Source organism: Micromonospora sp. NPDC005206, assembly GCF_040608175.1.
Classification (GTDB): Bacteria; Actinomycetota; Actinomycetes; order Mycobacteriales; family Micromonosporaceae; genus Micromonospora.
This window is the reverse complement of record NZ_JBEXHU010000009.1, coordinates 248,268-275,118: the sequence shown is the minus strand read 5'-3', so window position 1 is coordinate 275,118 and position 26,851 is coordinate 248,268. Positions and strand designations below refer to the sequence as shown.

22 protein-coding genes are annotated in these 26,851 nt (G+C 74.2%); 8 read left to right on the top strand and 14 right to left on the bottom strand.

Annotated features, from left to right (window positions below; translation table 11 throughout):
- Positions 1 to 47: 47 nt before the first annotated feature.
- Positions 48 to 1,622: a leucyl aminopeptidase gene (locus ABZU69_RS16115; protein ID WP_354965093.1), complete on the bottom strand. Its 1,575-nt coding sequence runs from the start codon at positions 1,620 to 1,622 to the stop codon at positions 48 to 50.
- 161 nt (positions 1,623 to 1,783) lie between these two features.
- Between ABZU69_RS16115 and gcvT the strand changes: the two genes are divergently transcribed.
- Positions 1,784 to 2,914 carry a glycine cleavage system aminomethyltransferase GcvT gene (gene gcvT, locus ABZU69_RS16110; RefSeq protein ID WP_354965092.1) on the top strand — a complete coding sequence of 377 codons (1,131 nt, stop codon included), beginning with the start codon at positions 1,784 to 1,786 and terminating at the stop codon, positions 2,912 to 2,914.
- Positions 2,915 to 2,928: 14 nt separating this feature from the next.
- On the opposite strand, the gene ABZU69_RS16105 is transcribed toward gcvT, so the two are convergent.
- From ABZU69_RS16105 to ABZU69_RS16090, 4 genes are all read right to left on the bottom strand, one after another.
- Positions 2,929 to 4,227, bottom strand: a complete 1,299-nt coding sequence (locus ABZU69_RS16105; protein ID WP_354965091.1) for a DUF2314 domain-containing protein — start codon at positions 4,225 to 4,227, stop codon at positions 2,929 to 2,931.
- Positions 4,228 to 4,292: 65 nt separating this feature from the next.
- A complete protein-coding gene (locus tag ABZU69_RS16100) occupies positions 4,293 to 5,066 on the bottom strand; it encodes an adenosylcobinamide-GDP ribazoletransferase (protein WP_354965090.1) in 774 nt (257 codons plus the stop codon).
- Positions 5,056 to 6,981 (bottom strand): bifunctional adenosylcobinamide kinase/adenosylcobinamide-phosphate guanylyltransferase, encoded by a 1,926-nt coding sequence (locus ABZU69_RS16095; RefSeq protein ID WP_354965089.1) that lies wholly within the window; start codon positions 6,979 to 6,981, stop codon positions 5,056 to 5,058. Before ABZU69_RS16095 ends, ABZU69_RS16100 begins: the two co-directional genes overlap by 11 nt.
- A gap of 60 nt (positions 6,982 to 7,041) precedes the next feature.
- Positions 7,042 to 8,886: a protein kinase gene (locus tag ABZU69_RS16090; RefSeq protein ID WP_354965088.1), complete on the bottom strand. Its 1,845-nt coding sequence runs from the start codon at positions 8,884 to 8,886 to the stop codon at positions 7,042 to 7,044.
- Between the two features lie 143 nt (positions 8,887 to 9,029).
- On the opposite strand from ABZU69_RS16090, the gene ABZU69_RS16085 reads away from it, so the two are divergent.
- Both ABZU69_RS16085 and ABZU69_RS16080 read left to right on the top strand, forming a co-directional pair.
- Complete coding sequence (locus ABZU69_RS16085; protein WP_354965087.1) at positions 9,030 to 9,230, top strand: hypothetical protein; 201 nt, start codon at positions 9,030 to 9,032, stop codon at positions 9,228 to 9,230.
- Entirely contained in the window at positions 9,230 to 10,027 is a 798-nt protein-coding gene (locus ABZU69_RS16080; RefSeq protein WP_354965086.1) for a site-2 protease family protein, read from the top strand. The genes ABZU69_RS16085 and ABZU69_RS16080 overlap by 1 nt, the downstream gene beginning before the upstream one ends.
- A 74-nt stretch (positions 10,028 to 10,101) precedes the next feature.
- Here the strand turns inward: ABZU69_RS16080 and ABZU69_RS16075 are convergent, their stop codons facing one another.
- The 6 genes from ABZU69_RS16075 to nadA all read right to left on the bottom strand — a co-directional run bounded on the left by ABZU69_RS16075 (position 10,102) and on the right by nadA (position 20,377).
- A complete protein-coding gene (locus tag ABZU69_RS16075; protein WP_354965085.1) occupies positions 10,102 to 11,100 on the bottom strand; it encodes an aldo/keto reductase family protein in 999 nt (332 codons plus the stop codon).
- Positions 11,101 to 11,144: 44 nt separating this feature from the next.
- Entirely contained in the window at positions 11,145 to 15,767 is a 4,623-nt protein-coding gene (locus tag ABZU69_RS16070) for a WG repeat-containing protein (protein ID WP_354965084.1), read from the bottom strand.
- Positions 15,768 to 16,149: 382 nt separating this feature from the next.
- The gene (locus ABZU69_RS16065; RefSeq protein ID WP_354965083.1) at positions 16,150 to 16,710 is read right to left on the bottom strand and encodes an XRE family transcriptional regulator; all 561 of its coding nucleotides are present in this window, start codon (positions 16,708 to 16,710) and stop codon (positions 16,150 to 16,152) included.
- A gap of 177 nt (positions 16,711 to 16,887) precedes the next feature.
- Positions 16,888 to 17,481 (bottom strand): DUF3043 domain-containing protein, encoded by a 594-nt coding sequence (locus tag ABZU69_RS16060; protein WP_354965082.1) that lies wholly within the window; start codon positions 17,479 to 17,481, stop codon positions 16,888 to 16,890.
- A gap of 128 nt (positions 17,482 to 17,609) precedes the next feature.
- Complete coding sequence (gene murA / locus ABZU69_RS16055) at positions 17,610 to 18,965, bottom strand: UDP-N-acetylglucosamine 1-carboxyvinyltransferase (RefSeq protein ID WP_354965081.1); 1,356 nt, start codon at positions 18,963 to 18,965, stop codon at positions 17,610 to 17,612.
- 212 nt (positions 18,966 to 19,177) lie between these two features.
- A complete protein-coding gene (nadA, locus tag ABZU69_RS16050; RefSeq protein WP_354965080.1) occupies positions 19,178 to 20,377 on the bottom strand; it encodes a quinolinate synthase NadA in 1,200 nt (399 codons plus the stop codon).
- 68 nt (positions 20,378 to 20,445) lie between these two features.
- Here nadA and ABZU69_RS16045 point away from each other — a divergent pair, with 68 nt between their 5' ends.
- From ABZU69_RS16045 to ABZU69_RS16035, 3 genes are all read left to right on the top strand, one after another.
- Positions 20,446 to 21,585, top strand: a complete 1,140-nt coding sequence (locus tag ABZU69_RS16045) for a glycerate kinase (RefSeq protein WP_354965079.1) — start codon at positions 20,446 to 20,448, stop codon at positions 21,583 to 21,585.
- Between the two features lie 180 nt (positions 21,586 to 21,765).
- A complete protein-coding gene (gene erpA, locus ABZU69_RS16040; RefSeq protein ID WP_074313193.1) occupies positions 21,766 to 22,134 on the top strand; it encodes an iron-sulfur cluster insertion protein ErpA in 369 nt (122 codons plus the stop codon).
- Positions 22,135 to 22,323: 189 nt separating this feature from the next.
- A complete protein-coding gene (locus ABZU69_RS16035; RefSeq protein WP_354965078.1) occupies positions 22,324 to 23,301 on the top strand; it encodes a carbohydrate kinase family protein in 978 nt (325 codons plus the stop codon).
- A gap of 87 nt (positions 23,302 to 23,388) precedes the next feature.
- Here ABZU69_RS16035 and ABZU69_RS16030 read toward each other — a convergent pair whose 3' ends face one another.
- Positions 23,389 to 23,622 (bottom strand): sulfurtransferase TusA family protein, encoded by a 234-nt coding sequence (locus ABZU69_RS16030; protein WP_354965077.1) that lies wholly within the window; start codon positions 23,620 to 23,622, stop codon positions 23,389 to 23,391.
- Positions 23,619 to 24,770: an aminotransferase class V-fold PLP-dependent enzyme gene (locus ABZU69_RS16025; RefSeq protein ID WP_354965076.1), complete on the bottom strand. Its 1,152-nt coding sequence runs from the start codon at positions 24,768 to 24,770 to the stop codon at positions 23,619 to 23,621. Before ABZU69_RS16025 ends, ABZU69_RS16030 begins: the two co-directional genes overlap by 4 nt.
- A gap of 170 nt (positions 24,771 to 24,940) precedes the next feature.
- Between ABZU69_RS16025 and coxB the strand changes: the two genes are divergently transcribed.
- Together coxB and ABZU69_RS16015 are read left to right on the top strand one after the other, a co-directional pair.
- Positions 24,941 to 25,912: a cytochrome c oxidase subunit II gene (gene coxB / locus ABZU69_RS16020; RefSeq protein ID WP_354965075.1), complete on the top strand. Its 972-nt coding sequence runs from the start codon at positions 24,941 to 24,943 to the stop codon at positions 25,910 to 25,912.
- A gap of 9 nt (positions 25,913 to 25,921) precedes the next feature.
- The gene (locus ABZU69_RS16015; RefSeq protein WP_354965074.1) at positions 25,922 to 26,347 is read left to right on the top strand and encodes a cytochrome c oxidase subunit 4; all 426 of its coding nucleotides are present in this window, start codon (positions 25,922 to 25,924) and stop codon (positions 26,345 to 26,347) included.
- Between the two features lie 231 nt (positions 26,348 to 26,578).
- Here the strand turns inward: ABZU69_RS16015 and ABZU69_RS16010 are convergent, their stop codons facing one another.
- Entirely contained in the window at positions 26,579 to 26,782 is a 204-nt protein-coding gene (locus ABZU69_RS16010; RefSeq protein ID WP_354965073.1) for a hypothetical protein, read from the bottom strand.
- Between the last annotated feature and the right edge of the window lie 69 nt (positions 26,783 to 26,851).

The window sequence follows — 26,851 nt, the reverse complement described above, 5'->3', positions numbered from 1 at the left end:
CCCCTTATTAACGCCAGGCGTTAATAAGGGGCCCCTCCTTGCATCGGTCAGCCGTTGACGGCGACGTCCTCGACCAGCTGCACCAGGGTGCGGACCGGCACACCGGTGCCGCCCTTGGTCAGGTAGCCGGTCGGCTCGCCGGAGTGGTAGCCCGGCCCGGCGATGTCGATGTGCGCCCAGGCCACGTCGTCGGTCACGAACTCGCGCAGGAACACACCGCCCTGCAACATGTGCCCGGCCCGGTCCATCCCGGCGTTGACCTGCGAGATGTCCGCCACGTCGGAGTCCATGCCCTTGCGCACGTCGTCCGGCAGCGGCATCGGCCAGGCCGGCTCGCCGACCGCGTCGCCGACCGTCCGGACCCGCTCGCACAGCTCCGGACTGCCCATGACGCCGGCCATCCGCTTGCCCAGCGCGATCACCTGGCCGCCGGTCAGGGTGGAGGTCTCGAACAGGTAGTCGGTGCCGTCCGCGCAGGCGCGGGCGATCGCGTCGGCCAGGATCATCCGGCCCTCGGCGTCGGTGTTGAGCACCTCCACCTTCTTGCCGCTGTACATGCTGATGACGTCACCCGGCCGGTAGCTGGTGCCCGACGGCATGTTCTCCGCCATCGGCAGGTAGGCGCTGACCGCCACCGCCGGCTTGAGCGCGGCGATCGCCAGCATGGCCGCACCCACCGCGGCGGCACCCGCCATGTCGGACTTCATCTCCCACATGCCCTGTGCCGGCTTGATCGAGATGCCGCCGGTGTCGAAGGTGATTCCCTTGCCGACCAGCGCGACCCGCTTACCGCTGCCGCCGCCCTCCGGGGTGTAGGTGAGCTTCACCAGGCGCGGCGGGGCCTCCGAGCCCTGCCCGACCGCGATGATGCCGCCATACCCACCGGCGGCCAGCGCCGCCTCGTCCAGGACCTCGACGCCGAGGCCCGCCGCCCGGGCGGCGTCGGCCACCGCGTCGGCGAACACCGGCGGCCGCAGCTCGTTCGGCGCCGTGTTCACCCAGTCCCGGCTCAGCCGGACCGCGCCGGCCACCACCTGCGCCCGGCTGATCTCCGCCAGAGCGCCCGCGTCGCCGGCATCCGGCACCGAAACCAGCACCTCGGCCACCGGCTCCCGCCGGGTCGGCTGCGGCCGGGTCTTGTAGCCCGCGAACCGGTACCCGCCGAGCAGCGCGCCCTCCGCGACCGCGCGCAGTGCGGCCGGCGCGTCGGCGTCGTCCGGCAGCGGCATGGCCAGCGCCACCTTCTGCGCGCCCGCCAGGGCCCGGATCGCGGCGCCGGCCGCCCGGCGCAGCGTCTCCGGGGCCGGGGCGGCGCCCGACGGCTCCGGGCCGAGCCCGACCGCGGTGACCAGCGGCGCGGTGACGGTGCCCAGCGTGGCCAGCTTGATCACCTCGCCCGGGCCACCGGTCGCGCCGAGCAGCGCCAGCGTCTCGGTCAGCTTGCCGTCGAACGCGGCGGCAATGCTCTCCGCGCCGCTGGCGAGCAGCAGGGTGCCGGCGAGGCCGCTGGTGGCGCCCTGCTCTCCGGTCTGGCTGTGCACGCCGATCACGATCGCGTCGACGGCGAGCTCCGCCGGGTCGGTGTCGACCAGGCTCAGGGTTGTGGTGCGGGGCGATGTCACTGAAGTTACTCCGGGCGGGCCGGGCCGGCCGCGTCGTCGCGTACCGGCGATGAAGGTCTCCGGCGGAACGTACCCGCCGGACGTCAGGGCTGTCCCGCCGATGATGCCGACGGGTCCCGCCGATGCTAACCAGCGGCGCTGCCCCCGGTAAGTTGCCACCCATGACCGAAGTGACCTCCGACGCCGCCGCGACCCGGCTGCGCCGTTCCCCGCTGCACGAGCGGCACACCGCCGCCGGCGCCAAGTTCGCCCCCTTCGGGGGCTGGGAGATGCCGCTGGAGTACGCCGGCGGCGGGGTGCTCAAGGAGCACACCGCGGTGCGGAGCGCGGTGGGGGTCTTCGACGTGTCGCACCTGGGCAAGGCCCGGGTGAGCGGCCCCGGCGCCGCCGATTTCGTCAACGCCTGCCTCAGCAACGACCTGGGCCGGATCGGGCCGGGCCGGGCGCAGTACACGCTCTGCTGCGACGACGCCACCGGCGGCGTGGTGGACGACATCATCGCCTACCTGTACGCCGACGACCACGTCTTCCTCATCCCGAACGCGGCGAACACCGCCGAGGTGGTCCGCCGGTTGCGGACCGCCGCGCCGGAGCAGGTCACCGTCACCGACGAGCACGAAGCGTACGCCGTGCTGGCCGTGCAGGGCCCGCGCTCGGCCGAGCTGCTGGGCGCCCTCGGCCTGCCCACCGACCACGGCTACATGAGCTTCTCCGCCGCCAGCCTGGCCGGGGTCGAGCTGACGGTCTGCCGCACCGGCTACACCGGCGAGCTGGGCTACGAGCTGGTCGTGCCGTCGGAGCACGCGGTCACGGTCTGGGACGCGCTCTTCGCCGCCGGCGAGAGCTTCGGGCTGCGCGCCTGCGGCCTGGCCGCCCGGGACACGCTGCGCACCGAGATGGGCTACCCGCTGCACGGGCAGGACCTGTCGCTGGACATCACCCCGGTGCAGGCACGGTCCGGCTGGGCGGTGGGCTGGGACAAGCCGGCCTTCTGGGGCCGCGACGCGCTGCGCACCGAGAAGGCCGACGGCCCCCGGCGTACGCTGCGCGGCCTGGTGGCCGTCGACCGGGCCATTCCGCGGCCCGGGATGACCCTGCACGTCGGTGACGTGCAGGTCGGCACGGTCACCAGCGGCACCTTCTCGCCGACCCGCAAGCAGGGCATCGCGCTGGCCCTGCTGGACACCGACGCCAAGCTCGCCGATGGCGACCTCGTCGAGGTCGAGATCCGCGGCCGCCGAGCCCCCATGCAGATAACCCGCCCCCCCTTCGTCAACCCCTCAGTCAAGTAACCCCCCAACCGGAGTCAGGGGATTTTGGGGGTGGGGGGTTCGCCGGAGTCCAGGACTGCCTGGGTCCAGCCGCCCTCGATCACGCCGGTGGCGTCGAGCACCGCCCAGTCGACCACGTCGGTCGACTCCACCACGACCGGGGCGCCGATCCGCACCGAGGAGTCGGTGGCGGCGTCGCTGGCGCTCACCCCGACGATCCGCTCCGGGGCCTCCCACGAGGTGACGCCGGCCCAGACGTACTCCGGGCCGTCGTCGCCGGGCAGGCCGTACTTGACCACCAGCTGCGCCTCGGGCGGCAGTTGGCCGGCGACGAACCGGGTCCGGGCGTCGTCCAGCGCGGCCCGGGCGGTGGCGACCGCCCGGCTCATCGCGTCACCGGAGCGGGCGTAGCGCACGTCCGGCTGGATCCCGGAGAACAGCGTCGCGCAGGCGGCGGCGTAGTAGCGCCCGTCCGGACCGGGATGCCCGGCCGGCGGGCGCAGGCTGAGGAACGAGTCGGCCTCCGGGTCGGTCGCCGGGTCCAGCTCCAGGCGCAGCAGCACCGGGGCCGTCGCACCGTGCTGCTCCGGGTTGCCGTACGCCACCGCGATGTCGTGTCCGGTGACCGTGGCCAGCACCGGCAACTGTACGAACGCCGGCACCTCCTCGCCGGAGAGCCCGTCGGTCCAGTCCCGCAGCAGCCGTCGTGCCGCCCCGGTCATCACCGCACCCCAGGCCCGGGTGAGGTGGTCGGGCACCCCCTGGGTCTGCAACTCCAGCAGCCCGAAGCGGCGCAGCCCCTTGGTGGTGAACCACAACCCCTCCACGTCGGAGGAGTACGGCACCAGCACCCAGTCCACCAGCCGGATCCGGCCCTGCTCGTCCGGGAGTGAGCGCAGCGCGGTCGCCGGGTCGAGGAACTGCAGGCCGAAGACGTCCACCACGTCGCTGTCGACGGACTCCGCCACCGCCGCCGCCACCGCCCGGGCCGCCCACTCGTGCGCCGGCGGCCAGCCGGGCCGGTACTCGGCCTGCACCACCACCAGGTGGGTCGACGCCGCCAGCCGGGCCAACTGCTCCTCGGTGGCGCCGAACGCGGTGAGCAGATCCGGTGGCAGCTCGGGGAACTCGGCGATCGGCCGGGTGTCCACGCTCATCAGTGGGCTGTCCAGCATCTGCCGGGCCAGCCCGTGCACCGGCTCGGCCAGCCGGCCGGTCAGCGCCGCCACCGCGGTCTTCGCGCTGACCTTCGGCAGCCCCGCCATCGGCACCAGGTAGGTCGCGCTAAGCGACTCCGGGACCGGTACGGGCAGGAAGTCGTCCGTGATGAGCATTCTCGTTCCCCCGGTGGCCGTCCGGTGCTGTCGAGCCGAACGCTACCCGGCTCGCCTCGCCGGCTTCAGCCGGACAGCACCAGACCCAGGTAGACCAGCGTGGTGACCACCTCGACGGTCGCGCCGAGCACGTCGCCGGTGATCCCGCCGAGCCGGCGTACCACGTGGGCCAGCAGCGGCACCGCGACGGCGAACGCGGCGGCGACGGCCAGCGGCCCCTGCCACGGGCGGCCCGGCACCGCGGGCACCGCCAGCAGCACGACGGCGACCGCGCCGGCGGCCAGTGCCACCGGGCCCACCGTGCCGGCCACCAACGCGCCCAGCCCGTCCGCGCGGGCCGCCGGCACGCCCCGCCGGCAGGCCACCGTCACACCCAGCCGCCCGGCGGCAGTCGCCGCGACCACCGCCGCGAGGCACGCGGGCCAGGACCGACCGGCAAGTTCGGCGAGCGCCGCCGCCTGCACCAGCAGGACGACCACCAGGGCGACCACCCCGAACGGGCCGACGTCCGGCTTCTTCATGATCTCCAGAGCGGCGGCGCCCCGCCGGTACGAGCCGAGCGCGTCCACGGTGTCGGCCAGCCCGTCCAGGTGCAGCCCCCGGGTGAGCAGGGCGGCGGCACCCACCGTCACGCCGGCGGTCACCAGCGGGGGAGCGAACGCGCCGGCCAGCAGCAGCACGCCGGCCAGCAGCGCGCCGAGCAGGGCGCCGACCGCCGGGGCGAGCGCCATCGCGGTGCCGGCCACCGGGCGGTCGATCCGGCCGGCCCGGACCGGCAACGTGCTGAACGTGGTGACCGCCAGCCGGGCCCCCGCGGCGAGCCGCGACTCAGCCGGCACGCCAGCCCGACGCCGCCTGCTCGTCCGCCCCAGTGGTGGTGGCCGGACCCGGCCCGGCTGGCTCCGGCTCGGCGTAGTCCGGTTCGGCGTCCTCCGGTTCGGCGTCCTCCGGCTCCTCGGTGCCCTGGTCCGGCTCCCCTTCGCCGGCCAGCGACGGGTGGACCGGCAGCGCGGCGGCCAGGGACAGCACCGAGCGCAGCAGCGGGAGCGCGACCAGCGCGTTGGCCCCCTCGCCGAGGTCCAGCCGCAGGTCGAGCAGCGGGGTGAGGCCGAGCACGTCGGCGGCCAGCCGCACCGCCGGGTGACCGCCGTGGTCGGCGAGCAGGCACCAGTGCCGCGCCTGCCCGGCCAGGTCGCGGCTGACCATGCCGGCGGCCAGCCCGACCGGCCCGTCCAACAGCACCGGAATCCGGCGGGCGGTGGCGCCGAGCAGCACGCCGGTGGCCACCGCCACGTCGCCGCCGCCCAGCTCGGCCAGCACGTCCTTGGCACCCCGAGGCGAGCGGCGGGTGCGGTGCAGCGCGTCGCGTACCGCCGCGCAGCGGATCATCCAGGCCGCGTCGTCGATCTCGCCGGAGTTTGTGATCACCCGGCCGAGCACGGCCGGCGGCTCCGCGCCCGCGGTGGCCGCCAGCACCGCCGCGGCGGCGGCCTCGGTGCCGGCGCCGCACGCGGCCAGCACCAGCAGCTGTACGCCGGCGTCGGCGGCCTGCTCGGCCAACCGCCAGCCGTAGCGCAGCGCCGAGTCCACCTGCTCGGGCGTGAGCGCCGGCTCGTCCTCCATCGGCGCGGCGGCCGGAGTGTCCACCACCTGGAGGCTGGCCCCACTCTCGGCGGCCAGCCGGGCCAACGCGCCCTGGCCGGCGCGGGCCTGCCCGGCCCGGCGCGCCGACTCGCCGGCGACCGTGCCGGCCGACGCGCCACCGGCGTGGTCACCGTGCAGCAGCAGCACCCGCACGGAATTCCAGGCGACCGGGGTCGAGGTGCCCTGGGTGGCGGCGGCGAAGCCGACGACGCGGTCCAGCACGCCCAGCCCGGCACCGGGTACGTCCAACGTGGCCAGTCGGTCCACCGCCTGGGGGCCGGTGTACTCGTCGGGCATCGGCAGCTCCATTCCCGGCTGGATGACCAGCCCGGTGGCCACCATGGGCAGCGCCATGGTCGGCGCGGCCCAGGGGTTGCCCGGCTCCTGGTTCGGGGCCGCCGGCGGCGCGTGGGTCAGCACGTCCGGCAGCTGCACCTCGGGGGCGGTCTCGACGTCGGCCGAATCCGCTCCGACCGGCCCGGGCCCGACCGGCGCGGTCCCGGTGGCGGGTGCCGGCGGCACGGCGGCGGTCGCGGGCGGCACGGCGGCGGTCCTGGGCGGCACGGTCGGCTTCAGCCAGGCCGGCTGGCCGGCGACCACCAGCACCACCGCGTCGCAGGCGTCGGCGACGGCCCGGTTGGCCGCGCCGAGCGCGTCGGTGAACGCCCGGCCCAGCGGCGTGGTCGGCACCAGGGACAACCCGACCTCGGGGCTGACCAGCACCACCCGCGCCGAGCAGGCGCGGATCGCCTCGGCCAGCTCAGCGATGGTCGCCACGTCGTCGGCGGGCTGGTGCTCCGGGTCGAGCAGCACCGTCACCCAGCCGCCCAGGTCGTCCACGAGCAGCGTCTCGTTCGGCTGGGCGGACGCGAGCACGTCGGCCAGCCGCCGCGGGTCGGCCGCGGTCTCCTCGGTGCTCCAGCTGCCCGGCCGCCGGGCGCGGTGCGCCGCCAGGCGGGTCGCCCACTCGGTGTCCTCCGGGTCGCCCTCCCCTGCGGTGGCGATGTAGCGGACCACCGGCGCGTCGGCGACCAGGGACTCAGCGAACTCGGACTTGCCGGACCGGATACCGCCGAGAACCAGGACCGTGTTCCACCCGTCAACGGACATGCCCGTACCTTAAGGCCGCCCGGGGTGCCGTTGCCTGCCGGCCCGGTGGTCGCGGTCCGGTCAGTCGCAGTGCTCGAATCCGCTGCCGTAGCTGACCCCGCCGGTGGCGCCACCCCACCTCACGCACGTGCCGGCTGCGCTGGCCCGCACCGGCCCGGCGTAGTAGTCGAACGACCCGCTGTCGGTGCCGCGGGCACGCTCCTGCACCTCCAGGTACGCCGACGCCGCCGATTTGGTGCCGACCGCGGTGTCCTTCAGGGTAACCACGCAGTTGTTGCCGGTGCCCGAGTGGTACAGCAGGTAGACGCGGCCCCGCCGGCGCCCGTCGCCGCCGGTCAGCGTCGCCGAGTCGATCACCTGGTAGCCGCTGCCGCACACCTGGGTCGCGGTGTACGGGTTGGGCCGGCCCGCCGTGCTGCCGCTGGACGGCGGCTTGCCGGTGACGGCCCCGGTCGGCGGGCTTCCCGGTGCCGTGGTGCGTGGGGCCGGGGCGCCGCTGGCCGGCGCGCTGGGCTGATCGGCGACGCCGGTCGACGCGGTGGTCGCGGTGCGGCTGGCACCCGGCGTGCCGCTGGGCCGGGGGCCCGGGGTGGCCGCGTCCCCGCTCGGCAGCGGGACGTTCGCGGCCGACGCCGATTCGCCGGCCAGTGCGGCCGGAAGGTCCGTTCCACGCGGCTCCGGGTCGGGCCGCAGCGCCGCCACGGTCCCGGCGACCAGCGCGACGAGGACGACCGCACCGACCCCGACCAGCAGTGGCCCGCGCCGCCGGCCCGACCCGGTCCGGAACGGGTCCTCCCGGGTCCCCGCCGGTTCGGTTCCGAAGACCGCCGGGGGGCGCAGATCCGTGGGCGGAGCCGGTGGCGTCGGCGCGGTGGTCGCGTGGGCCGGCGGGGTGGGGCTCGGGACGGGCCGCGCGGGTGCCGGCGGGGTGGGGCTCGGGACGGGCGGCGTGACGGACGGCGGGGTGGGGCTCGGGACGGGCGCCGCGACGGACGGCGGGGTCGGACCCGGGCCGGACGGGCCGGGGGCGGCCAGCGCCCAGGGTGGGCGGGCGGCCGGCGGGATGCTGGCCAGGGTCGCGTCGCGGGCGTCAGCGGCGGCGCGGGCCAACTCGGCGGCGCTGGCGAACCGGTCCGCCGGCCGCTTGGCCAACGCCCGCGCGACGACCGCCACCACCGCGGGTGGGGTGTCCGACGGCAGCGGCGCAGGCTCGTCCTGAGCGTGCCGCAACGCCACCGCGAGCGGGTTGTCACCGTCGAACGGCGGCTGCCCGGCAAGGCAGAAGTACGCCACCGCGCCCAGCGCGTACACGTCGGTGGCGGGGGAGACCGGCTGCCCGGTGGCCTGCTCGGGGGACATGTACGAGGCGGTGCCGAGCACCATGTTCGCGGCGGTGAGCCCGGCCATGCTGCGCGACCGGGCGATGCCGAAGTCGACCAGCACCACCCTGCCGTCCGCCTTGACCAGCAGGTTTCCCGGCTTCACGTCCCGGTGCACGATGCCGGCCAGGTGGGCGGTGTGCAGCGCGTCCGCGGCCTGCGCCAGCACCGACATGGTGGTGGCCGGGTCCAGCCGACCCGCCTGGCGCACCCGGGCGGACAACGGCTCACCCTCGACGTACTCCATCACCAGGTAGTCGACCCGGCTGCCGTCGGCGAGCGTGGCCTGCCCGACGTCGTGCACCGCGACCACGCCGGGGTGCCGCAGCGCTGCCAGCATCTGCGCCTCGGCGCGGAACCGGGCGGTGAACTCTGGGTCGGCGACCAGCGACGGCAGCAGAACCTTCACGGCCACCTCGCGTTCCAGCAGCACGTCGGTGCCGCGCCAGACCGCGCCCATCCCGCCCGTCGCCACCCGCTCGCCCAGCCGGTACCGGTCATCGAGCAGCACTCCCCGTGTCAGCACCGGGCCACCGTACCGGCCGCCGCCGATGCGTTGATCAGCCCATGGGTCGCGGCCGGGGCGAGCGAGCGGCCGTTCCGGGTCGGGCCGACTACGCTGGCGAGGGTTCGTCCCACGGGGACTTCAGCGGCGAGGGGAGACGCGGCATGGCGTGGAGCTGGCGGTACGAGGGCACGGACGGCCAGACGGTCGAGGGACCGGCGGAGTCGTTCGGCAGCCAGGCCGACGCCGAATCCTGGATCGGTCAGACCTGGCGGGAGCTCGCGGCGGCCGGCGTCACCTCGGTCGCGCTCGTGGAGGACGACCGCTTGGAGTACCGGATGAGCCTGCTGCCCACGGCCGAGTGATGGGCTACGACCGGCCGGGCGGGGAGCGGCTGGTGCTCGGTGTGCCCAGGGCGGCGTTCCGGCCCAGCCCGGTCTTCCTCGGCCTGGTCGCCCTCTTCGCGGTCAGCGGGGCGCTGGCCTGGAACGGGTACGGCAGCGTCCGGTTCGACGTGTTCCTCTTCGTGGTCTCCGGGTGGCTGGTCTCGCTCTGCCTGCACGAGTACGCGCACGCGGTGGTGGCCTTCCGGGCCGGCGACCGGGACATCGCCCATCGGGGCTACCTGACGCTCAACCCCCTGAAGTACACCCACCCGCTGCTGTCGATCGTGCTGCCGGTGGTGGTGGTGCTGCTCGGCGGCATCGGCCTGCCCGGCGGCGCGGTGTGGGTGGACCGGCACGCCATTCCGGGCCGTTTGCGGCACACCCTGGTCAGCCTCGCCGGGCCGGCGACCAACGTGCTGTTCACGCTGGTGCTGGTGGCGGCGTTGCGGATCGGCATCCAGGCGGGCGGCCCGGTCGAGTTCTGGGCCGGGGTGGCGCTGCTGGCCTTCCTCCAGCTCACCGCGAGCGTGCTGAACCTGCTACCGGTTCCCGGCCTGGACGGCGGCAACATGATCCAGCCGTGGCTCAACCCGCAGTGGCGCCGGATGTACGACCTGTTCGCCCCGTACGGCTTCCTGCTGCTCTTCGCGTTGCTGTGGAATCCGCGTATCGGCGGCTGGTTCTTCGACGTCGTCTTCGCGATCGGGGACCTGCTGGGCCTGCCCTCGTGGCTCTACGCCACCGGCCTCGACCTGATCCGCTTCTGGCAGGGCTGACCGGCCCCGGCTGAGCGTCCGGGCTGACCCGGTCCGGTCGGCGCGAACCCGCGCTGACCGGACCGGGGCTGGCGTCAGGGCCGCTGTGCGGGGGACTCGGTCTTCGCCGGGTCGCGCTCGGTCACCGGCTCGACGATCTCGTCGATCGCCTTGAGCAGCTCGGCGTCGAGCTTCACGCCGGCCGCCTTGACGTTGTCGTGCACCTGCTCGGGGCGGGACGCGCCGATGATCGCCGACGACACGTTCGGGTTCTGCAGCACCCAGGCCACGGCGAGTTGGGCCATGCTCAGCCCGGCCTGCTCAGCGAGGGGCTTGAGCTGCTGAACCCGGGTCAGCACCTCGTCGGTCATGAACCGGGAGATGAAGCCCGCACCGGACTTCTCGTCGGTGGCGCGGGAACCGGCCGGCGGCGGCTGCCCCGGGAGGTACTTGCCGGAGAGCACGCCCTGCGCCATCGGCGACCAGACGATCTGGCCGATGCCCAGCTCCTCGCTGGCCGGGACGACCTCGGTCTCGATGACCCGCCAGAGCATCGAATACTGCGGCTGGTTGGAGACCAGCGGGACATGCAGCTCCCGGGCGAGCGGGTGAGCGGCACGCAGCTGCGCCGCCGACCACTCGGAGACGCCGATGTAGTGCGCCTTGCCGGAGTGCACGACGTCGGCGAACGCCTCCATCGTCTCCTCCAGCGGCGTGCTGTGGTCGTACCGGTGGGCCTGGTAGAGGTCCACGTAGTCGGTGCGCAGCCGGCGCAGCGAGCCGTTGATCGACTCCATGATGTGCTTGCGGGACAGGCCGCGGTCGTTGCGACCGGGACCGGTGGGCCAGTAGACCTTGGTGAAGATCTCCAGGCCCTCGCGGCGCTCGTTCTGCAGCGCCCGGCCGAGCACGTCCTCGGCCCGGGTGCCGGCGTACACGTCGGCGGTGTCGAAGGTGGTGATCCCCGCGTCGAGAGCGGCCCGGACACAGGCGAACGCGGCGTCCTCCTCGACCTGCGAACCGTGGGTGATCCAGTTGCCGTACGAGATCTCGCTGACCATCAGGCCGGAACGGCCCAGGTGTCGGAATTCCATGACCCGACCCTAGCCCCGCCGCTTCAGGGTCGCCGAACCGCCGGTCAGAGCACCGGGTTGGCGTCGGTGAGCAGCCGGTCGATCTCCGCCAGCACGGCGGCACGGTCACGGTGCACAGCGTCGATGAGTGGCTCGCCGCGCCGGTCCAGGGCGCCCCAGCGCCCGGTGCCGTTGCCGACCAGGAACGCCACCGGGTGGATGACCAGAATCGGGTGCGCCGGCGGCACCAGCAGCGTGCCGCCGCGGTCCACCACGCCACGTCGGCCGCCCACGTCGACCACGGCGAGGCCCTCGTCGGTGAACCCGTCGACCTGCTGGCCGTCGGCCAGCTCGGTGGCGAAGCCGTGGTAGCGGGTGGGCACCACGATCCGGCCGGTCCGGTCGACCGCCCCCCAACCCTCGCGCCGGACCGCGGCCACCCCCCGACGGAACGGGCGTACCTCGGCGAAGTTGGGCGGGACCTGCACCTCGCCGGTCGCGTCGATCGCCGTCCAGCCGCCGTCCGCGACCACCCAGGCCAGGCCGTCGCTGAACGGGCGGGCCGCGCGGTAGGACGGCGGGATCACCGTCGTACCGAGCAGGTTGATCAGCGACCACCGGCCGGTGGTCGGTCGGCGGACCCAGGCCAACCCGTCGTGGAACGGCTGCGCCTCGGCGTAGCGGGCGGGGATGACCAGGTCACCGTCCGGGTCGGTGTACCCCCACAGCGGTCCGTCCTGGCCGGGCGTTGGGGGTCGGTCGCGGTCGAGCACCTCGTCCCGGCTCCGGGGGTACGGCCCGAAGCCGTCCGCCGTGGCCCGGGTGGCGACCGCGTCGAGGGCCACCCGGATCCGGTCCAGCAGTTCGGCGTCGCCGGCGCCGCGCAGGTCGAGGGCCTGTTCGAAGTGGTGGCAGGCCTCCATGAGTCGGCCCTGGTCGTAGCAGGCGCGCCCGGCGTGCTCATGCAGGGCGGCCCGCAGCCGGTCGGGCAGTTCGATCGAGTTGGCCTTGGCGAAGAGCTGGTCGGCCTCGGTGAAGTCGCCACGCCAGCGCAGCACATGGGCCAGCCGGGCCTGGGCCAGCGCCGTCCGTCGCAGCTCGCCGGTGGCCTCGGCGTAGGTGAGGGCGAGGCGGCCGTCGGCCAGAGCGTCGTCCAGTTCGCCGAGGATCCGGGAGGTCACCGCCCGCAGGCTGAGCAGCCGGGCCCGGGCCCGGTTGTCGATGGCCGAGCCCAGCTTCTCGGTCAGCCGCCGCCGGATCGCCCGCATGTCGTCCGGCTCCGTCAGGTCCTCGCGCAGGGTGACCGGGTCGAGCCGCCACCGGTACGCCGCAAGGACCTGCTCCGGGTCGCCCTGCTCGGCCAGCGGCCGGCGGGTCACCGGCGGTGTCGTGCCAGGTGGCCCGGACACCGGCACGCTCTCCCCGGCTGACCCGCTCCGCGGGCCGGGAACGGCCGTGGCCGGCGGCGCGGACACGGGCGGTGCGGAGATGGGCGGTGCGGACACGGGCGGTGCGGAGACCGGCGGTGCGGACACGGGTGCCGCGGACATGGGCGCTACGGGCGGGGCCGAGACTGGCGGGCCTGAGACGGGCGGGGCCGAGACGGGCGCGGTCGAGTCCGGCCGTGCGGGCTCGGTGGAGACGGGCTCGTCCGGATCGTGGTCGGACGGCGCGGGCCGGGCCGGGTGCTCTCCGACGGCGGACGGGTCGTCGGTCTGCGAATCGGCCACCGGTGTGGGGACGCTCCGATCGGCCGGCTCGTCCGGCGTCGAGCGCACCTCGTCCACCGGGGCGCGCTCGGCGGGACCACTGTCCCGTGCGGGCGGCGCGGAGACCGGCCGGTCCAGAGACTCCTGGATCGGCTGGTGGGCGTCGATCGATGCCGGCGGTGCGGATGCCGGCCGGTCCAGCGGCTCCGGCTCGGCGAGGCGCTCGGCCGCCCAGCCGTCAGACCCGTCGTAGGACGGAGCGCCCAGGGATCCGGAGACGTCGGGGTGGGTCTCGGCGGCCGCCGGGTCGGTGCGCTGAAGCGGTGTTCCGGCGGTGCTCGGCGGGCCGGAGACCGGCAGGTTGCCCTCCGCCGGTGTCGGCTCGGCTGTGGGCTGTGCCTCGTCGAGCAGATCATCCGCCCAGCTGCGAGGGGCACCGGATACCGGGCGCCCCGGCGGTCCGGACACCGGGTAGGCCGGTGGCGCCGACACCGGGTAGGCCGGTGGCGCCGACACCGACCCGAGGGCGTCAATCGGTGTCGACCCGCCTGCGGGGTCACGATCGGTGACCACGTCGTTGGCCCAGGGGTCGGGGGCGCCGGAGACCGGTTCGGCCGGTGGTGCGGAGATCGGTGGCGCGGGCGGTGCGGACACCGGCCGGGCCTGGGGCGCGGGGGCCGGCGTCCCGGCGGTCGGCTCGACCGCGGAGTCCGGGTGCGGGTCGGGCGCCCGATCATCGACGGCCGGGTCGGCGGCGGGCGTTGACGGGTCGGGCGCCGCTCTCGTGGCCGCGGCGGAGCCGGCCGGGCCATCGGTTGCCGAGAGGTCGTCGGTCGCCTCGGCTGGCCGGCGGTCCGTCTCCGGCTGGTCGGACTCCACCTCCTGAGCGGGGCTGAACCAGGCGGCCGGCCCTCCGGTGACCGGAGCCTCGACCGGATCCGGAGCGGGCGCCGCCGGCGGCTCCGACGGCGCCGGGGGTACGTAGCGGCGCGGCATGCCGGGTGCCACCGGAAGCGCCGGCTCGGCATCCGCCGTGGGTGTTCGAGCCGTGGGGGTCTGAGCCGTGGGGGACGCGACCGGCCGCGCGGACGGGGAATCCGAGGCCTGCCAGGCCGGCGGCGGTGCGACCGGCGGGCGCGCGTCCGCCGCCGGGGCGGACTGCTCCGGCTCGGCCGGCGTCCGGGGCTCGGGGGACATCGCCGGGTCCGGGTGCTCGTCGGACAGCGGCGGGTCCACCGGTGCGGGCAGGAACTCCAGCCGGAGTCGGGCGGCCGGCGGACCCGAGACGGGTACGTCCGCCGCTGGGGAGACCGGGGCCGCCGACACCGGCCGGTCTCGATCCGGGCGGCCGGGTGGGACGTGGTCGGCCGGTCGGCGCTCGTGGCCCGCCGGCGCGGGGGAGGCCGGGGCCGCCGAGATCGGCCGGTCCCAGCCCGGTGCGGCGGGGGAGACGGGTGCCGGCGGGACCGGGGTGGCCCGGCCGGAGGTGGCCGGCGCCCGTGGAGCCGTCGCGGCGGGACGTACCGGGCGCTCGTCGTATCGGGGTTGCGCGGCCGGCGGCCTTTCGGGCCGGGTGGCCGGCCGCGACGGGACACCTGGCTCGGCGGTGCGTTGCCCAGCGCCCTGGTGGCCCGGTTCCCGCGTGCGGTCCGGACGCACTGGACCCGGCGGTGGCCAGGGCAGGCTGCCGTCCGGGCGGTGGCCGGGCTGCGGCCGTGCCTCGCGGTACGTCTCGTCGCGGTACGCCTCCGGCCGGGCGTCCTCGCGGGGGCGCCGGTCCGGGTACGCCTCGGCGCGGGCCGCCGCCTCGCGGGGCTGCTGTCGGTGCGGGTCGGCTGGCCGGCGCCGCTCGTCGTCCCGGCGCGGCTGTCCCGGCATCTCCGGTTCGGGCCGGTGCCGTCGTCCGCCGTCCGGTGTCTGCGGTGCGCCGACCGCCTCGTCCGGGCGGTACCGCCGTTCGCTGGGCGTATCGACGCCAGCGTCCGCACGGGCCCGCGCCGCCGGCCGCGCATCGTCGGCGACCCGCTCCGGGCGGCGGGCGTCGGTCACCCGCTCCGGGCGACGGGTGTCGTCGGAGACGCGCTCCGGACGCCGCGTGTCGGCCACACGGTCGGGGCGGCGGGTGTCGTCGGCGGCCCGATCGGGGTACCGGGAGCGGCCCTCCACGGGTGCCCACTGGCCGGCCCCGCCGGCGGCCCAGCCCTCGGCCGGGCGGTCCTCGTGGCCCCGGGTGGGCCGGGCGGCGTACCCGTCGCCGGGGTGCCGGTCGTATCCGGCGGCCGGGCGCTCCTGCGCGCCGCGCCGGCGCGGCGCCTCGTCCGGCTCCTGCACCCAGCCGGGCTCGGGCCGGGGTGCGGGGGACACCGGTGGCGTGCTCGGGTACCCCCGCTCCCGATCGGCCGGGTCGTGTCGCGGTCGGCGGCTGTCGTACCGCTCGGCGGGCTGGTCCCGGTGCCAGGCTGCCTCGCGGGCTGGTGCCCGCTCGTCGCTCGGGCGCCGGTCGGACCAGGCGGTCCGCCGGTCCGACTCGGGGGAGCGGCGCTCGTCGCGCCGGGGCGGCTCGGGCAGCGGCCGGCGGTACGGCTCATGATCGTAGTGGCGGTTGTCGGCCCCGGTCGGCCGGCCGTGGGCGGACGTCTCGACCGGGTGTTCGTCGCCCCGCGACGTGCCGTGGGCCGGCGTGCCGGCCGGCTCCTCATCGGACCAGGACCGGCCGTAGGGGTCCGCCTCGGCGGGTTCCTCGTCAGCCCAGGACCGGCCGAGGTAGGTGCCGTCCGGACGGGTTGGCGCGAGCGGCGGTACCTCGGTGCGGCCGACGACGGACGCCCGGCCGCGCGGCGGCGGGGGCGGCTGGTGCGACATTCCAATGTCGCCGGCATAGCGCTGGCCGGGGAACTGGGGATGCCACTCGGTGGTCGGTTCGACCACCCAGGACGGCTCGTTCGGGTCCCGCCACCGGTCGGTGTACCGGCCGTTCATCCGCCGAGCCCGTCGCCACACCCGGCCAGGTGGCCGATCAACGTGAGAGGTGGGCGGTCCGCGTTCGCGCCCCGGTGCCCGCCGGGCGTCCGGTCGCCGCCTGCCACGCCCCGGTGGCCGGCTCGCGTCCGCTCGCTCACGGCGTTTGTCACCTCGTTGCAGATTGTCGCGCTGGGCCTCGCGTGCCGGTCAAGTCGCCCGTTTCGGCAGGGCGTGGCTGCGGATGGAGGGTAACGGCGTGGGCTCGCTCACCGCCACTGTGGCGCCGCCCACGGACGCAAACGTTATCCTATGGTTTCGGACATTTGGGTTGATAACCGAATCTGGGTTCCGACGATACCTCACCTGCCGCCGGCTCGGCTCGGACGGGATCCCGCACCGGTCAGGGGTGTTCCATGACGAGCACGGCGAAGGTGCCGGCGACCAGGGCCTCGTAACGGTGCGGAGCGTCACCGGGGAACGTCGCGTAGTCGCCGGGGCCGAGGTCGACCGGGCCGGACTCGGGGCCCACCCGCAGTCGGCCGGCGGCGACCACCACGTGCTCGACGCTGCGAGGGGTGTGCCCGTCCGCGGCCCGGACCGCGCCCGGCTCCAACTCGATCAGGTAGATGTCCCGACGCAGGTGCGCCGCCCCGGCGCTGAGCAGCGTCCCGGTGAAGTCGGCCTGCTCGGAGCGGACCTGGGGGCCGTCACCGGCGCGGATCACCCGTACGCCGTCGTCGGCGGGCTCCACCAGCCGGCTGAACGGCACACCGAGCGCCACGCCGAGCGCCCACAGCGTCTCCACGCTCGGGTTGCCGGTCCCCGACTCCAGTTGGGAGAGGGTGGACTTGGCGACGCCCGCCCGCCGGGCGAGCTCTGTCAGCGAGATGCCGACCCGGTCCCGCTCGCGGCGCAGGGCGGCGGCGATGGTGGCGAGCGGGGCGGCCGGTTCCGGAGGCATGCGTTCGCTCCATTGGATCAACGTTCGGTACGACGAACACCGGTGCTGCGTTCAGCAGGGTGAACCATTCGTACGGTACAACGAACGTCGGATGCCCGGATGCTTTAGCGACTTACCGCCCTCGGTGCGGTCGGCACTACCGGGGTGCCGCGCCTGCTCGGCGTGCCGCGAGTCGGGTCAGACCTTGTCGCCGAGCTTGACCTGGGGAGCCGGGGCGCGCATCCGCCGGAAGGTGATCGACCGCATGACCGCGTACAGGTAGAGCGAGCCCATCCGCTGGCCTGTCTTCGGGAAGCGCTGCCGGACCAGCTTGCCGATCTTGCGGCAGATCAACACCGAGTCGACGACCACACCCAGTGCCAGCGCGCCCCAGAGCACGTTGGAGATCAGCCGGACCACCGGCGGCATCGCCGCGTTCGACCCGATCAGCACGATCAGGGCGCCACCGAAGAACCAGGTGCCGACGGTACGCCGGGAGTCGACCACGTTGCGTGCCAGCAGCCGCTCCGGGCCGCGGTCGCGGGGGCCACCCTCGCGGCGGAACTCCGAGGCGGCCTCGGCGCGTAGCTGGCGGCGGCGCTCCCGCTCCTCCTCCTTGGTGAGGGGGCGGGTGGGGCCAGCCGGGCGGCGGCCGGCGGTCGGCCGCTTGGGCGTCTCCCGACCCTTGGCCGGGGTGTAACCCCGGGGCCGATCGGCGGTCTCCTCGGGAGTCACCGAGGAGACGGCCTCGTCGACGAGGTCGGTGGACTTGCGGCGAAAGAGCGACGGCACGCGGCAAGGGTAGCCAACGGCTCGCGCCCGGTGCGCATCGCGGTGCACCGGGCCGACGGCTCCAGGTCGCAGCGCGGCGTCAGACGCGCCGAACTGGAGTTGTCGCAGCGAACACCAAGTGGTGGAGGTTACGGACGCTCGGCGTGCGCGCCCAGGTCGGCGAGCTTCGCCTCGAAGTCCTCGTAGCCGCGGTTGATCAGGTCGACGCCGTACACCCGGGAGGTGCCCTCGGCCGCGAGCGCCGCGATCAGGTGGCTGAAACCGGCCCGCAGGTCCGGGATGACCAGGTCGGCGGCGTGCAGCTTGCTCGGCCCGGCGATCACCGCGGAGTGCTTGAAGTTGCGCCGGCCGAAGCGGCACGGGGTGCCGCCGAGGCAGTCCCGGTAGACCTGGATGTTGGCGCCCATCGAGTTGAGCGCCTCGGTGTAGCCCAGCCGCTGCTCGTAGACCGTCTCGTGGACGATCGACAGCCCGCGGGCCTGGGTCAGCGCCACGACCAGCGGCTGCTGCCAGTCGGTCATGAAGCCGGGGTGCACGTCGGTCTCCAGCGCCACGGCGTTCAGCTCACCGCCCGGGTGCCAGAACCGGATGCCGCCCTCCTGGCCCGGGTCGCCCAGCTTCGGCGGACGGGCGTCGGTGACCTCGTACTCGCCGCCGACCGAGCGGAAGATGTTCAGGAAGGTCATCATGTCGGCCTGCTGCGCGCCGAGCACCTCGACGTGACCGTGGGTGGCCAGCGCAGCCGCGGCCCAGCTCGCCGCCTCGATCCGGTCCGGGATCGGCCGGTGGGTGTAGCCGTGCAGCTTCGGTACGCCCTGGATCTCGATCACCCGGTCGGTGTGCACCTTGATGATCGCGCCCATCTTCTGCAGGATGCAGATGAGGTCGATGATCTCCGGCTCCACCGCGGCGTTGCGCAGCTCGGTGACGCCCTCGGCCATCACACCGGTCAGCAGCACCTGCTCGGTGGCGCCGACGCTCGGGTACGGCAGGGCGAACTTGGTGCCGTGCAGACCGTTCGGCGCGGACAGGTGCAGACCCTCGGGCCGCTTGTCGACCGTGGCGCCGAACTCCCGCAGCGCCTGAAGGTGGAAGTCGATCGGGCGCGGGCCGATGTGACAGCCGCCCAGGTCCGGGATGAACGCGTGCCCGAGCCGGTGCAGCAGCGGGCCGCAGAAGAGGATCGGGATCCGGCTGGAGCCGGCGTGCACGTTGATCTGGTCGGTGCTGGCGCTCTCCACGTTGGCCGGGTCGAAGACGAGCTCGCCGTCCTCGGTGCCGTCGGTGACCTTGACGCCGTGCAGACCGAGCAGACCCCGGACCACCTCGACGTCGCGGATCTTCGGCACGTCGAACAGCCGGCTAGGGCTGTCGCCGAGCAGCGCGGCGACCATCGCCTTCGAAACCAGGTTCTTCGCGCCGCGCACGCGGATCCGCCCTTCGAGCGGAGTGCCTCCGTGCACGACCAGGACGTCGTCGGTCAACGCAACCTCCAGCGCGTCGGTGCTGCCGTGTTGATGGTGGGGAGCTCCAGCTCTTTCGCTACCCCGGATGCGGCCATATCGAAACGGCCCGCTTGCGTCGTCGCTCCGGCAGCATAGCCCTCGGTGACAAAAAGGGACTCGGTCACATCGGCGTGTGTGGCATTAATCGGTGGTCCGGCACTTTTGCGTACCAAGGGCGCTACGGATCGTGATCAGACCGTGGCCGGCGGCGGGGTGTCCGCGCCGGGCAGGGCGAGCATCTGATCCAGCGCCACCCGGGCGTGGTACGCGGTGTCGGCGTCCACCGTGATCTGGTTGACCACCCGGCCGGCGACCAGCTCCTCCAGTGCCCACACCAGGTGCGGCAGGTCGATCCGGTTCATCGTCGAGCAGTAGCAGACCGCCTTGTCCAGGAACATGATCTGCTTGTCCGGATGCGCCAGCGCCAGCCGGCGGACCAGGTTCAGCTCGGTGCCGAGCGCCCACGCCGACCCGGCCGGGGCCGCCTCGATGGTCTTGATGATGTACTCGGTGGAGCCGACATGGTCGGCGGCCGTGACCACGTCGTGTCGGCACTCCGGGTGGACCAGCACGTTGACCCCGGGCACCCGCTCCCGCACGTCGTTGACGCTCTCCAGGGTGAACCGGCCGTGCACCGAGCAGTGCCCCCGCCAGAGAATCATCTTGGCGTCGCGCAGCTGCTCGGGGGTGAGCCCGCCGCCCGGCTTGTGCGGGTCGTAGAGCACGCAGTCGTCCAGGGACAGGCCCATCTCCAGCACCGCCGTGTTGCGGCCCAGGTGCTGGTCGGGCAGGAAGAGCACCTTCGACCCCTGCTCGAACGCCCAGTCCAGGGCGCGCTTGGCGTTGGAGGAGGTGCAGACCACGCCACCGTTGCGGCCGACGAAGCCCTTGATGTCGGCCGAGGAGTTCATGTACGTCACCGGCACGGTCTCGCCGGCGATGCCCAGCTCGGTCAGCGTGTCCCAGGCGGCCTCGACCTGGCCCAGCACGGCCATGTCCGCCATTGAGCACCCGGCCGCCAGGTCGGGCAGGATCACCCGCTGGGCGTCGGTGGTGAGGATGTCGGCGCTCTCGGCCATGAAGTGCACGCCGCAGAAGAGGATGTACTCCGCGTCCGGGCGGGCCGCGGCCTCCCGGGCGAGCTTGAACGAGTCGCCGGTCACGTCCGCGAACTGGATCACCTCGTCGCGCTGGTAGTGGTGCCCCAGCACGAAGACCTTGCTGCCCAGCTTCGCCTTCGCCGCCGCGGCGCGGGCCACCAGATCCGGATCGCTGGGCGCCGGAAGGTCGCCCGGACACTCGACGCCGCGCTCGGTGTCGGGGTCGCTGCCCCGGCCGAGCAGCAGCAGAGCCGTCGCCGTGTTGGAGGGTTCAACCCAGGTCGAAGTCACGTGACCCATGGTCCCACAGCGCGGGCGCGGCGCGGCTTCCGTCGGTGTGGGCTGCCACACTGCTCGGCATGCGTGTGCTGCTCTGTCCGGACAAGTTCGCCGGCACCCTGCCCGCACCGGAGGTGGCCGCCGCGGTGGCCGCCGGTTGGCGCACCGTCGCCGAGGGTGACGACCTGCTGATCCGGCCACTGGCTGACGGTGGGCCGGGCTTCGTGGAGGTGCTCGCCGAGGCCCTCGGCGGCCGGCGGGTGGCGGTGCGGACGGTCGATCCGCTGGGTCGGCCGGCGGCCGGTGAGATCCTGCTCACCGCCGACGGCGCGACCGCCTACCTGGAGAGCGCCCAGGCGTGCGGGCTGCACCTGCTCGCCACCGCCGAACGTGACCCGAAGACCACCACCTCCTACGGGCTGGGCCTGCTGGTCGCCGCCGCGGTGGAGAGCGGGGCCCGAACGGTGGTGATCGGGCTGGGTGGCTCCGGCACCAATGACGCCGGCGCCGGGATGCTGGCCGCGCTGGGCGTGACCCCGCTCGACGCCGCCGGCGCCGCGCTTCCGTACGGCGGGGCGGCGCTGGCCGGGGCCGTCACGCTGGACGGCGCGCCCCGGCTGCGCGGGGTTCGGCTGGTCGCCGCCACCGACGTGGACAACCCGCTGCTCGGCCTGCACGGCGCGAGCAACGTGTTCGGCCCGCAGAAGGGCGCCGACCGGGCCGACGTGCTGTTGCTCGACGCCGCACTGGAGCACTTCGCGGCGGTGTTGGAGCGGGACCTGCCCGGCTGCCCGGCGGGGCTCGGCACGCTGCCCGGTGGCGGGGCCGCCGGCGGCATCGGCGCGGCAATCCTCGCCCTGGGTGGCGGCTGCGAGTCGGGCATCGGCCTGGTGACCCGGGCCAGCGGGCTGGACGCCGAGCTGGATACCGCCGACCTGGTGATCACTGGTGAGGGGTCCTTCGACCACCAGTCGCTGCGCGGCAAGGTCGTCGCGGGGGTGGCCGGTGCCGCCCGGGACCGGGGGGTGCCGTGCGTGGTGGTGGCCGGCCAGGTCAGCACCGGCCGGCGGGAGGCCGCCGCGGCGGGGGTGACCGACGCGTACAGCCTGGTCGAGCACTTCGGCGGGGAGGAGGGCGGCGGGCTCGCCGCCGCGCTGAGCCGGCCGGCGGACGGGCTGCGCGAGCTGGGCGCCCGACTGGCCCGGCAGTGGAGCCGCTGAGCGCTCCGGCCGGTCGGCGTGCCCGGCCACGACCGGGCCGACCTGCGGCGGGGGTCACGCCACGCGGGTGAGCCCGGCCGAGGCGGCGTACGATCGGAAAAGGACCACACCGGGAATCACTGGACGGCGCGCGGCGTTGGCCAGTGCGTCCGGACCCATACCGCGCAGGGAGACTTCCACGTGACCACGCCAGCGCAGACCGAGTCGACCGAGGCCAAGGCCCCTACTTCCGTCGTCCTCACCGACGTCGCGGCGCAGAAGGTCAAGGCTCTGATCGAGCAGGAGGGCCGCGACGACCTGCGGCTCCGTGTCGCGGTGCAGCCGGGTGGCTGCTCCGGCCTGCGGTACCAGCTCTTCTTCGACGAGCGTTCGCTCGACGGTGACGTCGTCACCGATTTCGGTGGTGTCGAGGTCGTCGTCGACCGGATGAGCGCCCCGTACCTTTCCGGCGCGACGATCGACTTCGCCGACCGGATCGACGCGCAGGGCTTCACCATCGACAACCCCAACGCGGGCAACTCCTGCGCCTGCGGCGACTCGTTCAACTGAGTCGTACGCACCACAAAGCACCACACGCACACCATCACGACGGGGCCGTCCTACGGGGCGGCCCCGTCGTCGTGTGCGGGTGGGAGTGGTCCCCGCGCCGGCCGGTTGCCGTTGAGCGACCGACCGGACACCGCCGGGTGGCCGGGCCGGTAGTCTGACCGCGCCCTGCTCCCGACCCCGAGGGTTGACATGAAGATCGCCGTGACCGGCTCGATCGCCACTGATCACCTGATGAGCTTCCCCGGTCGCTTCGCCGACCAGCTCATCGCCGATCAGCTGCACAAGGTTTCCCTCTCCTTCCTGGTGGACGACCTGGTGCTCCGCCGGGGCGGGGTGGCGGCGAACATTTCGTTCGGCATGGGCCAGCTCGGGCTGCGCCCGGTGCTGCTCGGCGCGGTGGGCGCCGACTTCGCCGACTACCGCTCGTGGCTGGAGCGACACGGGGTGGACTGCGGCTCGGTGCACATCAGCGAGGTGGCGCACACCGCCCGCTTCGTCTGCACCACCGATACCGACATGTGCCAGATCGCGTCGTTCTACGCCGGCGCGATGAGTGAGGCGCGCAACATCGAGCTCGCCCCGGTCGCCGACCGGCTCGGCGGGCTGGACCTGGTGCTGGTCAGCGCCAACGACCCGGAGGCCATGCTGCGCCACTCCGCCGAGTGCCGCACCCGCGGGTACGCGTTCGCCGCCGACCCCTCGCAGCAGCTCGCCCGCATGCCGGGTGAGGACGTGGTGGCGCTGATCGAGGGCGCCGAGTACCTGATGACCAACGACTACGAGAAGTCCCTGCTGCAGAGCAAGGCGGGGCTGAGCGACGACCAGCTGCTGGAGCTGGTCAAGGTGCGGGTCACCACGTTGGGCAAGCACGGCGTGGAGATCGCCGGGCGCGGCATGGACCCGATCCACGTGCCGATCGCGCGGGAAATCCGGGCGGTCGATCCGACCGGTGTGGGCGACGGCTTCCGGGCCGGGTTCTTCACCGCGCTCTCCTGGGGCCTCGGCCTGGAGCGGGCCGCCCAGGTCGGCTCGCTGCTGGCCACGCTGGTCCTGGAGACCGTCGGCACCCAGGAGTACGACGTCCGCCGCGACCTGTTCGTCAAGCGCCTCGCCGAGTCCTACGGCGACACCGCCGCGGACGAGATCCGCCCGCACCTCCTGCCGTAACCAATCGCCGTTCCCTGATCGTTGGCTGCCGAGCAGCGGCCGGGCTGGCGTGTTGTGCCGCTCAGCAGCCAACGATCGAGGGGACCCTCAGTGGGTGCGGCGGATGTCGTAGGCCGGGCCTTCCAGGCCGGTGATGGCGGCGACGAACTCCTGGCCGCGCATCCTGCACCAGGCGGGGAGGTCCACGGCCGCGGCCGGGTCGTCGGCGAGCACCCGCACCACCGTGCCGACCGGCACCTGGGGCATCCGTCGGGCCGCCGCGATCACCGGCAGTGGGCAGCGCTGGCCACGGCAGTCGAGCACCTCGTCCGGCATCGTCACAGCCCCACCACCCCGGCCTCGGCGCGCAGCCCGGCGACGATCCCGGGCAGCTCGGCGAGGAACCGCTCGACGTCCGCCTCGGTCGTCTCCCGGTGCAGGCTGACGCGGACGTTGCCGTGGGAGAGCACCCCCATCGCCTCCAGCACGTGCGACGGGCGCAGCGTGGACGAGGTGCAGGACGAGCCGGACGACACCGCGAAGCCCCGCCGGTCCAGCGCGTGCAGCAGCGCCTCGCCGTCCAGGTACAGGCAGGAGAACGTGACCAGGTGGGGGAGCCGGAGCACCGGATCGCCGACCACCTCCACGTCCGGCACCTCGGCCGGGACCCGCGTCCGGATCCGGTCCACCAGCGGCGCCAGCCGGGTTTCCTCGGCCGCGGCGTCGGCCGCCGCCGCGCGCAGGCTCGCCGCCGCCGCCACCAGCGCGGGCAGGTTCACCGAGCCGGGGGTACGCCCGCCCTCCCGCTCGTCGGCCGGCCAGGGTGACTCCCAGCGGGTGCCCTTGCGGACCGCCAGCAGGCCCACCCCGGGCGGGCCACCCCACTTGTGCGCGCTGGCGGTGAGCACCGACCAGCCCGCCGGCAGGGGCACCCGGCCGACCGACTGGGCGGCGTCGACGTACAGCGGCACCCCGGGGTCGGCGCAGGCGGCGGCCGCCTCCGCGACCGGTTGCACGGTGCCCACCTCATGGCTGGCGGTGATCAGCGCGGCCAGCGCGACCCCGGGAGCCCGGACCGCGTCCGACCAGGCGTCCAGGTCCAGCCGGCCCAGCCGGTCGACCGGAACGGGGTCGGCGACGCCGCCCGCCGCGACGTGCCGCTCCGCGGCGTGCAGCACCGCGGAGTGCTCGATCGCCGAATGCACCAGCGTCGCCCCGACCCGGCGCCGCCCGGCCAGGCCACCGAGCACCGCGCCGTGCGCGGCCGTCGTACCGCTGGAGGTGAAGGACAGCTCGTCGGCGCGGACGCCGAGCGTCTGCGCGGTGGCCTCGCGGGCGGCGTCGAGCAGTTGCCGTGCCCGGCGGGCCTGGGTGTAGAGCTTGCCCGGGTCAGCCCAGCCGTCGTCGAGGGCGGCCAGCAGCGCCTGCCGGGCGACCGGATGCATCGGCGCGGCGGTCGCCGCGTCCAGGTAGACCGGGGATGCGCTCACGGATCCCAACGCTATCGCGGCGTAATGCCCAGGATCCCCCCGATGGGGGCGGACAGTGACCCCACCACGGCCGAGTCCGTCATGGTCGAGTAATCTGCGACCGTCGGTGACGCCTTTGCCGCCGGTGCTGAGGAAAGACGCACCGCGGCGCGCTAGGGAGGCAGGACCAGGTGGTCGCAAGGAGTTCGGAGGTACGGCCGTCGGCCGTACGGCACAGCGCTTCCCGAGGGGTCGGTGGACGCCGGGGGCGCGGTGCTGGTCGGCTGGCCGGGCTCGGTCTCGGTGGCGTGGCGCTGCTGGTCCTGCTCACAGGCTGTGACGTCGGTCAGACGTTCGGCGGCTTCGGCTGGCCGCAGGGCGGCATCTCGGCCGAGTCCCGGCGGATGTACGACCTGTGGATCGCCTCCTGCATCGCCGCCCTCGCGGTCGGCGTCTTCGTGTGGGGTCTGATCTTCTGGTGCGTCGTGCGCTACCGCAAGCGTGGCAACGCGCTGCCGGTGCAGACTCGCTACAACCTGCCGATGGAGTTCCTCTACACCATCGCGCCGATCCTGATCGTCTCCGTGCTCTTCTACTACACGGCGATCGTGCAGACCGGCGTGGACAAGTTGTCGAAGAACCCCGACGTCACCGTCGAGGTCGTCGCCTTCAAGTGGAACTGGCAGTTCAACTACCGCGACGGGCAGGGCCCCGACGCCCGCACCACCGCGTCGACGCTCGGCACCAGCGAGGTCATCCCGGTGTTGGTGCTGCCGACCAACCGGTCCATCCGGTTCGAGGAGACCAGCCGCGACGTCATCCACTCCTTCTGGGTGCCGGAGCTGCTGTTCAAGCGGGACGTCATGCCGGGCAAGATCCGCAACGTGTTCGAGGTCTCCAGCCTGGTGGCCGAGGGCGCCTACGTCGGCCGCTGCGCCGAGCTGTGCGGCAGCTACCACGCGTTCATGAACTTCGAGCTGCGGGTGGTCTCGCCGGAGAAGTACGACCAGTTCCTGGCTGCCAAGCAGAGCGGCAAGTCCACCCAGGACGCGCTGACCGCCATCGGTGAGAAGCCGTACGCGGAGACCACGCAGCCGTTCGATACCAGGCGGACGAAGAGCAACTTCAACCCGGACAGCGCTCCGGCCGGTACGGGAAGCTGAGGCAGCGGGATGAAGACCGAATGGCGCATCTTCCTGATCATCGCCACGTTCCTGTTGGGTGCCACGATCCTCTACGGCGCCTGGACGGCCGGTGAGTCCGGCCGCGTCGAGTGGGTGGGCACGATCGCCCTGCTGCTCTCCTTCCTGCTCTGCACGATGTGCGGCGGCTTCTTCTGGTTCGTCTCGCGCCGTATCGACCTGCGCCCCGAGGACCGGTCGGACGCCGAGATCTCCGACGGCGCCGGTGAGGTCGGCTTCTTCAGCCCCGGCAGCTACTGGCCGTTCGGGCTGGCGCTGGCCGCCGCGACGGCCGGCATGGGCCTGGTGTTCTGGCAGTACTGGCTGATCGGCCTGGGTCTGCTGGCGGTCATCTTCGCCGCCTGCGGGCTGCTGTTCGAGTACTACAGCGGCACCCGGCGCACCGCCGAGCACTGACCCACCCGGTCGCCGTCGCGGCCGGCCCATGGCAACACGAAGGCCCGTTCCCCGGTGGGGGAGCGGGCCTTCGTCGTGCCGGGACCCGTTCGGCCACGACCTGCCCGGGTGATCAGGCCGCGCGGCGCAGGCAGGCCAGGGACCACGGGGGCCGCGCAGACCGGTGATCAGGCCGCGCGGCGCAGGCGGGTGAGGGGTGGTGTCACAGGCCAGGCGGGCTGGGTGGCCGGGTCAGGCGGCGTGGCGGGCGGGTTGACGGCGTGGGCGGTCGGCCAGCCGCGTGGAGCGCAAGGCGAAGTTGGCGATCACCACGGCGGCGCCGCAGCCGGTGCAGATCAGCTCGGGACAGTCGGTGCCGTGGCCGTCGACGCAGGGCGGCACCTCGAACGGCGTCACGCCCTCGCAGACGTCGCAGTAGAGCTCGCGGCCTGACACGAGCGTCTCCTCTCACTCCGGGCGGCCCGCCCCCGAAGCGATACCGACGCACAACGGAAGCGGAGAACT

Coding starts and splice junctions, on each gene's coding strand:
- gcvT (WP_354965092.1), top strand. CDS start 1,784: ATGACCGAAGTGACCTCCGACGCCGCCGCGACCCGGCTGCGCCGTTCC.
- ABZU69_RS16105 (WP_354965091.1), bottom strand. CDS start 4,227: ATGCTCATCACGGACGACTTCCTGCCCGTACCGGTCCCGGAGTCGCTT.
- ABZU69_RS16095 (WP_354965089.1), bottom strand. CDS start 6,981: ATGTCCGTTGACGGGTGGAACACGGTCCTGGTTCTCGGCGGTATCCGG.
- ABZU69_RS16085 (WP_354965087.1), top strand. CDS start 9,030: ATGGCGTGGAGCTGGCGGTACGAGGGCACGGACGGCCAGACGGTCGAG.
- ABZU69_RS16080 (WP_354965086.1), top strand. CDS start 9,230: ATGGGCTACGACCGGCCGGGCGGGGAGCGGCTGGTGCTCGGTGTGCCC.
- ABZU69_RS16075 (WP_354965085.1), bottom strand. CDS start 11,100: ATGGAATTCCGACACCTGGGCCGTTCCGGCCTGATGGTCAGCGAGATC.
- ABZU69_RS16070 (WP_354965084.1), bottom strand. CDS start 15,767: ATGAACGGCCGGTACACCGACCGGTGGCGGGACCCGAACGAGCCGTCC.
- ABZU69_RS16065 (WP_354965083.1), bottom strand. CDS start 16,710: ATGCCTCCGGAACCGGCCGCCCCGCTCGCCACCATCGCCGCCGCCCTG.
- ABZU69_RS16045 (WP_354965079.1), top strand. CDS start 20,446: ATGCGTGTGCTGCTCTGTCCGGACAAGTTCGCCGGCACCCTGCCCGCA.
- ABZU69_RS16035 (WP_354965078.1), top strand. CDS start 22,324: ATGAAGATCGCCGTGACCGGCTCGATCGCCACTGATCACCTGATGAGC.
- ABZU69_RS16015 (WP_354965074.1), top strand. CDS start 25,922: ATGAAGACCGAATGGCGCATCTTCCTGATCATCGCCACGTTCCTGTTG.